Annotated in this window: 10 protein-coding genes; 7 read left to right on the top strand and 3 right to left on the bottom strand. The window is 65.1% G+C overall.

Annotation, left to right across the window (positions count from 1 at the left end):
- The first annotated feature begins 397 nt into the window (after window positions 1-397).
- Both U873_RS0106760 and U873_RS0106755 read left to right on the top strand, forming a co-directional pair.
- Window positions 398-1,375 carry a LysR family transcriptional regulator gene (locus tag U873_RS0106760; protein ID WP_025127524.1) on the top strand — a complete coding sequence of 326 codons (978 nt, stop codon included), beginning with the start codon at window positions 398-400 and terminating at the stop codon, window positions 1,373-1,375.
- A gap of 269 nt (window positions 1,376-1,644) precedes the next feature.
- On the top strand, window positions 1,645-2,163 hold the full coding sequence (locus U873_RS0106755; protein WP_025127523.1) for a GNAT family N-acetyltransferase: 519 nt from the start codon (window positions 1,645-1,647) through the stop codon (window positions 2,161-2,163).
- A 131-nt stretch (window positions 2,164-2,294) separates the two neighbouring features.
- On the opposite strand, the gene U873_RS0106750 is transcribed toward U873_RS0106755, so the two are convergent.
- Window positions 2,295-3,029, bottom strand: a complete 735-nt coding sequence (locus U873_RS0106750) for an aspartate/glutamate racemase family protein (RefSeq protein WP_025127522.1) — start codon at window positions 3,027-3,029, stop codon at window positions 2,295-2,297.
- A gap of 78 nt (window positions 3,030-3,107) precedes the next feature.
- Between U873_RS0106750 and U873_RS0106745 the strand changes: the two genes are divergently transcribed.
- Window positions 3,108-3,896: a helix-turn-helix domain-containing protein gene (locus U873_RS0106745; protein WP_025127521.1), complete on the top strand. Its 789-nt coding sequence runs from the start codon at window positions 3,108-3,110 to the stop codon at window positions 3,894-3,896.
- A gap of 183 nt (window positions 3,897-4,079) precedes the next feature.
- Window positions 4,080-4,571, top strand: coding sequence for a hypothetical protein (locus U873_RS0106740; protein WP_025127520.1), 492 nt, complete (start codon window positions 4,080-4,082; stop codon window positions 4,569-4,571).
- A 103-nt stretch (window positions 4,572-4,674) separates the two neighbouring features.
- Here the strand turns inward: U873_RS0106740 and U873_RS0106735 are convergent, their stop codons facing one another.
- On the bottom strand, window positions 4,675-4,893 hold the full coding sequence (locus U873_RS0106735; RefSeq protein WP_029978206.1) for a hypothetical protein: 219 nt from the start codon (window positions 4,891-4,893) through the stop codon (window positions 4,675-4,677).
- Window positions 4,894-4,952: 59 nt separating this feature from the next.
- Window positions 4,953-6,380, bottom strand: coding sequence for a cytochrome-c oxidase, cbb3-type subunit I (gene ccoN, locus U873_RS0106730; protein ID WP_025127518.1), 1,428 nt, complete (start codon window positions 6,378-6,380; stop codon window positions 4,953-4,955).
- A 267-nt stretch (window positions 6,381-6,647) separates the two neighbouring features.
- Here ccoN and U873_RS0106725 point away from each other — a divergent pair, with 267 nt between their 5' ends.
- The 3 genes from U873_RS0106725 (at window position 6,648) to U873_RS0106715 (ending at window position 9,721) form a co-directional block, all read left to right on the top strand.
- Window positions 6,648-8,321 (top strand): nitrite/sulfite reductase, encoded by a 1,674-nt coding sequence (locus U873_RS0106725; RefSeq protein ID WP_025127517.1) that lies wholly within the window; start codon window positions 6,648-6,650, stop codon window positions 8,319-8,321.
- The gene (locus U873_RS0106720) at window positions 8,318-8,812 is read left to right on the top strand and encodes a DUF934 domain-containing protein (RefSeq protein ID WP_025127516.1); all 495 of its coding nucleotides are present in this window, start codon (window positions 8,318-8,320) and stop codon (window positions 8,810-8,812) included. The genes U873_RS0106725 and U873_RS0106720 overlap by 4 nt, the downstream gene beginning before the upstream one ends.
- Window positions 8,813-9,049: 237 nt before the next feature.
- Complete coding sequence (locus U873_RS0106715) at window positions 9,050-9,721, top strand: DUF3313 domain-containing protein (protein WP_025127515.1); 672 nt, start codon at window positions 9,050-9,052, stop codon at window positions 9,719-9,721.
- Window positions 9,722-9,758: the final 37 nt, after the last annotated feature.

Raw genomic sequence — 9,758 nt, 5'->3', positions numbered from 1 at the left:
GCCGGCTCCTACGAGGGCAACACGCAGCACCGACAACCGTAGGAGCTGGCTTGCCAGCGAAGGCGATCTCACAGCCCCCTTCGCCGGCAAGCCGGCTCCCACGGGGGCAACACACAGCACCGACAACTGTAGGAGCTGGCTTGCCAGCGAAGGCGAACTCACAGCCCCCTTCGCCGGCAAGCCGGCTCCCACGAGGCAACACGCAGCACCGGCAACTGTAGGAGCTGGCTTGCCAGCGAAGGCGATCTCACAGCCCCCTTCGCCGGCAAGCCGGCTCCCACGAGGGCAACACGCAGCACCGACAACTGCAGGAGCTGGCTTGCCAGCGAAGGCGATCTCACGGTCCCCTTCGCCCGCCCGCCAAGGAAGCAACATTCAACAAGACAGGGAGTCAACGATGTCATTTCTAGAGCCTGTTCCACTCCAGGGGTTTGCGCCCTATATCGCCCCCAGCGAACCCCGGGAAGCCTGGCTGGCCCTGGCAGCGGGGATCGACCCGGAGGTGGCGCAGTATTTTCTGGTGAGCGCCCGCTGCGGCTGCTTCATGCAGGCGGCCCGCAGCCTGAATATCAAGGCCACGCTGTTGCGCAAGCAACTGGCGCTGCTGGAAGAGCATTTGCGCCGTTCACTGTTCTGTTATCAGGGGAATGCCTTGAGCCTGAGTCGCGAAGGCCTGCAGTTGCAGGCGCAGTTGATCGCCCTGGCCCACCAGCGGCGGCTGCCGGTGATCGAGCAGCCGCTGATCCGCGTGGCGGTGGCCGAAAGCATCCTTCATGACATTCTCGGGCGCGACCTGATCGCCTTGCTGCGGCGCAACGCCAGTGCGCGCCTGGAGATCATCGCCATCGACAGCGACTTGTCACTGCAGGCCCTGAGTGCCGACCTGGTGCTGTGGCTGGCAGCCGAGGATTCACCCTTGCCTGGCCCCAGCTTCGCCACCCGCGAACCCCAGCCCCTGGCCCGCATCGACTACCTGCCGCACATTGCCAAGCGCTATTCGCGGGTGGCGGTGCGCCCGGACAGCCTCGACGACCTGGCGGACTACATGCTGGTGCAGTGGCAGCACGATCGCCAGGTGGAGCATTTCCGGCCCTGGAACAGCCTGGTGGAGCAGCGCCTGGCCGGAGTGGTGCACGTGCATTCCTACGAACTGATGCTGGAGATGATCCGCTGCAGCGCCTGCATCGGCCTGCTGCCCAGCTATATCAGCAGCTACGATCGCGGCCTGATCGCCTTGCCCGGGCTGTTCAACGAAGGCATGCAGCGCCGGGCCTGGCTGGCGATCAATGCCCAGGTGCAGCACGAAACCCAAGTGCAGCAACTGGCGGACCTGATCCTCAACACCTTCAGCGAGCGCCAGGAGTGGTTTGCCTGAACTGGCTCGCCCGGACATTCACCCCAGCGCCCACGAGCGGGCAGCCACCGCGACTCCGTGTAGGAGCCGGCTTGCCGGCGAAAGGGCCCGCAAACCCTGCGCTGCCTTCGAAAACGCCTTCGCTGGCAAGCGGAGCGCCGCCCGGCCAGCTCCTGCGGGGAGGGCTGCGCGGTGATTCCTTGCCGGCGGACGAGCTCCATGCCCCTCGTCATCCAGAGGCGCATGCACGTACACTCGATGGCCACTTCGACTTCAAGGATGACCTCGCCATGCCCAACGCCCATCCCACCATCGTCATCGAGCGGTGCGCCGAAGCCCATATCGACGGCCTGACGGTGCTGTACAGCGAACCCAGCGTGGCGGCCCAGACCCTGCAAATGCCTTATCAGTCGCGCGAGCTGTGGCGCCAGCGCCTGGCCCAGCGGGCGGACAATGAGCGCCTGGTGTCCCTGGTGGCCGTGCACCAGGGCACGGTGATCGGCAGTTGCAGCCTTGAGCAGTTTTCCCGGGTGCGCCGGTCCCATTGCGCAGGCATCGGCATGGGCGTGGCGTCGGCCTGGCAGCGCCAGGGCATTGGCAGCCGCCTGCTGGCCGCGGTGCTGGAGGTGGCGGATAACTGGATGAACCTGCGCCGGGTCGAACTGACGGTCTATGCCGACAACCTGCCCGCCATCGGCCTGTACCAGAAGTTCGGTTTCGAAACCGAAGGCCAACTGCGCGATTACGCCATTCGCGATGGCCGTTACCTTGACGTACTGAGCATGGCGCGCCTGCGCACCATGCCCTGACGAGGCCGGCGTCGACTTTGCCGCTGAGTGGGGCGCCTTGCTGTTCCGGCAGCCGGTGGCGCTCGACCGCAGCGCCGCCTTGCCCCGGGACTCCGTGAGGCCCGGGCCCGGATGGGCAGTCGCTGGCGCTTTCAGGGGGCGGTCAATGGCTCGTCACGCCCGGGCTCTTTGGCTTCATCCGTGAGGGCGAAAGCCACTGCCGCCCGGGCGTGCAGCTCGGTGGTGTCGAGCAGGGGCAGGGGGCTGTGCTCGGGCTTGAGCAGCAGGCCGATCTCCGTGCAGCCGAGGATCACCGCCTGGGCGCCACGGGCCTGCAGGGACTCGATCACCCGCTGGTACACCTGGCGCGATTGCGCACTGATGATGCCCACGCACAGCTCTTCGTAGATGATCCGGTGCACCGCCTGGCGCTCCTGTTCATCGGGCACCAGCACCTGCAGGCCTTGCTGCTCCAGGCGTCCCTTGAGGAAATCCTGCTCCATGGTGAAGGCGGTGCCCAGCAGGCCCACACTCAGGGTGCCGGCCTCCAGCGCCGCTTGTGCGGTGGGATCGGCGATGTGCAGGAACGGCAGGCTGGTTGCGGCCTGAATCTGGCCGGCCAGCTTGTGCATGGTGTTGGTGCAGAGCACCAGGCAATCGGCGCCGCCGGCCGCCAGGCGCCGGGCGGCGTCTACCAGGATCGCTGCCGCCAGGTCCCAGCGTCCGGCATGCTGGGCCTGTTCGACAGGCCCGAAGTCGACGCTGTACATTAGCAACCGCGCCGAGCGCAGCGGCCCCAGTCGATCACGGACCTGCTGATTGATCAGGCGATAGTATTCGGCGCTGGATTCCCAGCTCATGCCGCCGATCAGGCCGATGGTACGCATGGGCAACTCCTCTGTGGTGCGGTTGGGTAAGCCTCAGTTTCACGCCGCCCCGGGTGGCGATCTATCAGGAAATTTCACATGCCCCAGGTGCTCGAACATCGCCTGCTGGACGGCCGCCTGCTGCTGCAACTGCTGCCGGCCGCGGCCTACAGCGCCCGCGATCCGGCCCAGTGGCAGACCCTGGGCGTGACCCTGGAACGTCAGCGCGGGGTGCATGCCATCGACTCCGACCGCCGCGAGGATTTCGACACCTGGCCCGGCACCCTGGCCCTGACGCCCGCAGGCATTGAAGTGTTTTCCGAATCCGCCATGGGTGGCGAGTACCTGCTGTTGCGCTGGCAGGGCGCGGCGCCGCTGGTTCCTGGCCAGCGCCGGATGCAGAGCCCGGGGCATGCCCGCGCCCTGGCCCTGGGGCGCGAAGCCCGGCGCCTGCTGCTGGCGCCCGAGGCCGATGAGCTGGCCCTGGAGCAATGCGCGCTGGCGTTTCTGGGGCTGGCCCAGCCCGGTCGGGCAACGCCGGCCCCGGCGCCGGATCTGGGGCAGGTGCTGCAACAGATGGCCGATGAATACGCCCGGCCCCTGTCACTGGCGCAACTGGCCCTGACCTACGGCCACAACGAACTGCGCCTGCTGCGCGACTTTCGTCGTGCTGTAGGCATCACGCCCCATGCCTGGATCACCGAGGTGCGTCTGCAAGCGGCCCGGCGTCTGCTGGAGCACACCGACCTGCCCCTGGCGGCGCTTGCCCAGGACTGTGGTTTTGCCCATCAGTCCCACCTGGGCAGCGCCTTGCGCCAGGCCACCGGCCTGACGCCGCGTCAGTACCGGCTGCAGTTTCAGCGCCGAGCGGCGGATACCGCGCCGTAGCTTTTGCCTGGTAATGCTCCGCCGCTGATCGCCGCCAGCGTCCCGCAGGATCATCATCGCTGGTCGCAGCTACAGGGATCGGCGAGCCGGCGGGCAAACAACTCAACGCCCGACACCGGCATCTGCCATGCTCAGGGCCGGCGACCTGCTGTTCTCAAAGGTCGAAGCCAGGGACACAGCGCAATGGACGATATCCAGCAACTGGGCGAGATGCTGCGCCACTACGCGGCCAGTGAAGCCCACAAGAAGCAGCTGTTCGACAGCCAGTCGGTGGTCTGGGCGCGTCGCATTCATCAATTGTTCGGGCAGATCGAAGACTGGCTGGCGCCGGTATTGCTGCCGGACCTGCTGGCGTTGCAGCGCGAGCCTTATGTGGCCTTCAGCCCCGCGGTGCCGCTGGAGGTCTCGACCTTCAAGAGCGAGAAGCTGACCATCCACATCGCCGGCAAACCGGTGGAGTTCGTGCCGGATGTGATGGGTCCCCAAGGGCAGATTTCCCTGGCGGTGATCGGCCTGACTGCGGCGCGCCTGGGCAGCGTGTCCCTGGTGGGCGAGGCTTCGGGCGACTGGCAATGGCGCAAGACCAACGGCCTGAAGGACCCTGACGTCTTTGCCTTTGACGGCAATTTCCTCGCCGCTCAGTTGCAGAGCCTGATCCCCCGCGAGCGCGCCTGACCGCCACCCACTGCAGGAGCTGGCTGGCCAGCGAAGGCGCTCGCCGGCCATGTGCAGGTCTTGCGGGCCTCTTCGCCGGCCAGCCGGCTCCTACGGGAGGGGGCTACATGTCGAGGTTGATCCAGCCCGGCTTGGCTTCCTCCGGGGCCACGGCGTTGATCTTCTTGCCGGTGGCCAGTTCGACCCGGCGCGCCACGTCCGGATCATCAGCGAAAGGAATCAGGCTGGCCTCGTCCAGGCTCTTGGCGCTCTGGTGGCGCAGGCAGTACTCGATGCAGAGGTAGAGGAACGCCACCCCCAGCAGGTTGAAGAGAATGTCCATCAGCATTTGGCTTCCTGAAATGCCGGCGCCGGTCGCGATGACCGGCGTGGCAAGAGTGGTCAGGCGATCTGGGCGTCGTTCAGGGCGAGTTTTTCATCGGCCACGCGGACGGTGCGCCAGGTGTTGTAGGCCATCAGCAGCATGCCGCTGAGGAAGAACACGCCACCGGCGAAGCGCACGATAAAGCCCGGATGACTGGCCACCAGCGCCTCGACAAAGGAGTAGGTGAGGGTGCCGTCCTCGTTGACCGCGCGCCACATCAGGCCCTGGGTGATGCCGTTGACCCACATCGAGGCGATGTACAGCACGGTGCCGATGGTCGCCAGCCAGAAGTGCAGGTTGATCAGCGGCACGCTGTACATCTGCTCGCGGCCGAAGACCTTGGGCACCATGTGGTAGATGGCGCCGAAGGTGATCATCGCCACCCAGCCCAGGGCCCCGGCATGCACGTGGCCGATGGTCCAGTCGGTGTAGTGGGACAGGGCGTTGACGGTCTTGATCGCCATCATCGGGCCTTCGAAGGTCGACATGCCGTAGAACGCCAGGGACAGCACCAGAAAGCGCAGGATCGGGTCGGTGCGCAGCTTATGCCAGGCGCCCGACAGGGTCATCATGCCGTTGATCATGCCGCCCCAGCTCGGGGCCAGGAGGATCAGCGACATGGCCATGCCCAGGGACTGGGCCCAGTCCGGCAGGGCGGTGTAGTGCAGGTGGTGGGGGCCGGCCCAGATGTACAGGGTGATCAGCGCCCAGAAGTGCACGATGGACAGGCGATAGGAGTACACCGGGCGCCCTACTTGCTTGGGCACGAAGTAATACATCATCCCCAGGAAACCGGTGGTCAGGAAGAAGCCCACGGCGTTGTGGCCGTACCACCACTGGACCATGGCGTCAGTGGCGCCGGAGTACACCGGGTAGGACTTGAACCAGTCCACCGGGATCGACAGGTGGTTGACCACGTGGAGCATGGCGATCACCAGGATGAAGGCGCCGAAGAACCAGTTGCCGACGTAGATGTGCTGACACTTGCGCCGCACCACGGTGGTGAAGAACACGATGGCGTAGGCCACCCAGACCACCGCCATCCACACCGCGCCGGCAAATTCGATCTCGGCGTATTCCTTGGTGGTGGTGTAGCCCAGGGGCAGGGTGACCAGCATGATCACGATCACCGATTGCCAGCCCCAGAAAGTGAAGGCGGCGAGGCTGTCGGAGTACAGCCGCACCTGGCAGGTGCGCTGTACCGCGTAGTAGCTGGCGGCGAACTGGGCGCTGCCGGCGAAGCCGAAGATCACCAGGCTGGTGTGCAGCGGCCGCAGGCGGCCGAAGCTGGTCCAGGGCAGGTCGAGGTTCATTTCCGGCCACACCAGTTGCGAGGCGATCCACACCCCCATGGCCATGCCGATCACGCCCCATACCACTGTTGCGACGACGAATTGGCGAACCACCTTGTAGTTGTAGGCCTGTCCGATTGTTGCTGAGTTCATGGTCAATGCTTCCACGGTTGCAAAGTCTTGCCAGGCCACCCGGTCTGGCACGGGGTGCACTGTAGGAATCAGCGGGGAAACAAAACAGGCTCAGAAAAACCACATTAATACGGATCAGATTTTCCTCATGTTCACGGTGTTGTGGCGCTGGCTGATATGGTTTTTTAGTTTTTACCTGAATCTGTAACGTTCTGCGCCGTACGCGCATAGTCGCCTCCTCACACCACGCGCCGTTTAGAGCACGATCAGCTTCGATGAGGTAGGGACATGTATCAGTACGACGACTATGACCGGGCCCTGGTCTTTGAGCGGGTGGCGCAGTTTCGCGACCAGGTCGAGCGCTTCATGGGCGGCCAACTGAGCGAGGAGGAGTTTCTGCCCCTGCGCCTGCAGAACGGCCTGTATATGCAGAAGCACGCCTACATGCTGCGGGTGGCGATTCCCTACGGCACCCTCAGCGCCCGGCAGATGCGCACCCTGGCCAGCATCGCCCGGGACTTCGACCGCGGCTACGGCCACTTCACCACCCGGCAGAACCTGCAGTTCAACTGGATCGAGCTGGCCCAGGTGCCGGACATCCTGCAGCGCCTGGCCGAAGTGGAGATGCACGCCATCCAGACTTCCGGCAACTGTGTGCGCAACATCACCACCGAAGCCTTTGCCGGCGTGGCCGGCGATGAATACCTGGACCCGCGCCCCCTGGCGGAGATCCTGCGCCAGTGGTCCACCATCAACCCGGAATTCCTGTTCCTGCCGCGCAAGTTCAAGATCGCCATCTGCTCGGCCAAGCAAGACCGCGCGGCGATCATGATGCACGACATCGGCCTCTATCTTTACCGCGCCCGCAGCGGCGAGATGCTCCTGCGGGTGATAGTCGGCGGCGGCCTGGGGCGCACGCCGATCCTCGGCCTGCAGATCCGCGACGGGCTGCCCTGGCAGCACTTGCTGTCCTATGTCGAAGCGGTGTTGCGGGTCTACAACCGCTACGGTCGGCGCGACAACAAGTACAAGGCGCGGATCAAGATCCTGGTCAAGGCCCTGGGCATCGAGGCCTTCGCCAGGGAAGTGGAGGAGGAGTGGCAGCACCTCAGGGACGGCCCGGCGCAGCTCACCGAGGACGAATACCAGCGGGTGGCCAGCGCCTTTGTGCCGCCGATCTACGAGCGCCTGGCGGACACCGACCTGGAGTACGGCAGCCACCTGGCCGAGTCCCCGGCCTTCGCCCGCTGGGTGGCGCGCAACGTGCACCCGCACAAGGTGCCGGGCTACACCTGCGTGGTGCTGTCGACCAAACCGGGCCCGGCTTCGCCACCGGGGGACGTCACCGGCCAGCAGATGGACGCGGTGGCCGAATGGTCCGAGGACTACGGCTTTGGCGAGATCCGCATTGCCCACGAACAGAACATCGTCCTGCCGGATGTACCCAAGTCGCGCCTGTTCGAGCTGTGGCAGCGGGCCTGCGAGCACGGCCTGGGCACCGCCAACGCCGGGTTGCTGACCGATATCATCGCCTGCCCGGGCGGTGACTTCTGCGCCTTGGCCAACGCCCGCTCGATCCCCATTACCCTGGCCATCCAGCAGCGCTTCGACGACCTGGACTACCTCCACGACCTGGGGGACATCAGCCTGAACATTTCCGGCTGCATGAACGCCTGTGGCCACCACCACATCGGCAATATCGGCATCCTCGGCGTCGACAAGAACGGCAGCGAGTGGTTCCAGGTCACCCTGGGCGGGGCCAAGGGCCGTGACAGCGCCCTGGGCAAGGTGATCGGCCCGTCCTTCAGCGCCGAGGAAATCCCCGAGGTGATCGAACGCATCATCGCCACCTTCGTACGCTACCGGGAAAGCGACGAACCCTTCGTCGAGACCCTGCAGCGCATCGGCCTGGAGCCGTTCAAGGAGCGGGTCTACCCCAAGGCCCTGGAGGCGCTGGCATGAACAACCTGCTGCGTTTGCACGAAGGCGAGGCCCAACTGGTGGAAGACGATGCCTGGAGCCTGGTGCGCGGGGTCGACGACGCCTTGCCAGGCGGGCCGCTGATTCTGCCCCTGGCCCTGTGGCTGATGCGCCGCATCGAGCATCACCCGGCCCGGGACGGGGTGTGGATCGGCCCGGACGACGAGGTGGAAAGCCTCAAGCCCTGGCTCAAGCTGATCCCGCTGATCGCCGTGGACTTCCCGAGCTTTCGCGATGGCCGTGGCTACAGCCAGGCCTACCTGCTGCGCACTCGCCTGGGCTGGATGGGCGAACTGCGAGCGATTGGCGATGTACTGCGTGACCAGTTGAGCCATATGCGCCAATGCGGTTTCGACAGTTTTGCCGTGCGTGAAGACAAGTGCGCGCTGGACGCACTCAAAGGGTTGGCAGGGATGAGCGTGCTGTATGGGCGCTCGGTGATCGAGCCGCGGCCGCTGTTCCGTCGGCGTTAAGCGCCGTCAGAGGTCCTGTTGGCGCTCGGGGCCATAGGCTCGCTGGCTGGCTCTCTCTGTGGCTGAGTAGGCTCCTGCCGGGGCTGCTCCGGTCCGAGATTTCGTTGTTCGGCGTTAGGCCCATGGGGAGTAAGGGCCGAAAACCCGGAATGACTCTGGCGCGCAAAATGGCGGCTGTTAGCTATACCTGTAACTCCCCTAGCCAGATTCTGGCTGCTGCACCCACAGGAGTTGTCCATGAAGCTTGCACTGACCCTCAGCGCGCTATGTCTCGCTACCTTCGGGATGGCGGGTTGCTCCAGTACCGTGACCCAACCAGACGAGTACTCGGGCTTTCTCCAGGATTACAGTCGACTCAAGCAGGCCAAGTCGCCTTCGGGGGCGGACGTGATGCGCTGGATCGATCCGAAGGTCAATGCCCGGGAGTATTCAAGCATCTATATAGAGCCGACGCAGTTTTACCCGCAGCCCCAGGCCACGGCGAAGATTCCCCAGAGCACCCTCAATGGCATCACCAGCTACTTTGACCAGGCGCTCAAGCGTGAAGCGGTCAAGAGCCTGCCCCTGGCCAACGGTCCTGGCCCGGGAGTGGTGGTGGTGCGCGCGGCAATCACCGCCGTCAGCAGCAAGACCGAAAGCCTGCATGCCTATGAAGTGATACCGGTGGCTCTGGTGGCCGCGGCGGTGAGTACCGCGACCGGGATTCGTGATCAGGAAACCACCCTGGGCACCGAGGCGGTGTTTCTCGACGGCAGCAGTGGCAAAGTGATTGCCCAAGTGGTGCGCAAGGGCATCGGCAAGCCGTTGGAAAATGACACTCAGGTGATGAAAGCCACTGACGTGAAGAATGTCATCGACGGTTGGGCGGCGGATTTCCATCAGTCGTTCGCCAAGCTGAAAGCTCGCTAGTCCCTCGCACGCTTGCGGTGGGCCCTCCAGCCCACTG

The sequence above is a fragment of the Pseudomonas sp. PH1b genome, assembly GCF_000633395.1.
Lineage (GTDB): Bacteria > Pseudomonadota > Gammaproteobacteria > Pseudomonadales > Pseudomonadaceae > Aquipseudomonas.
The sequence above is the reverse complement of the archived record's forward strand: the minus strand, read 5'-3'. Positions and strand labels throughout refer to the sequence as shown.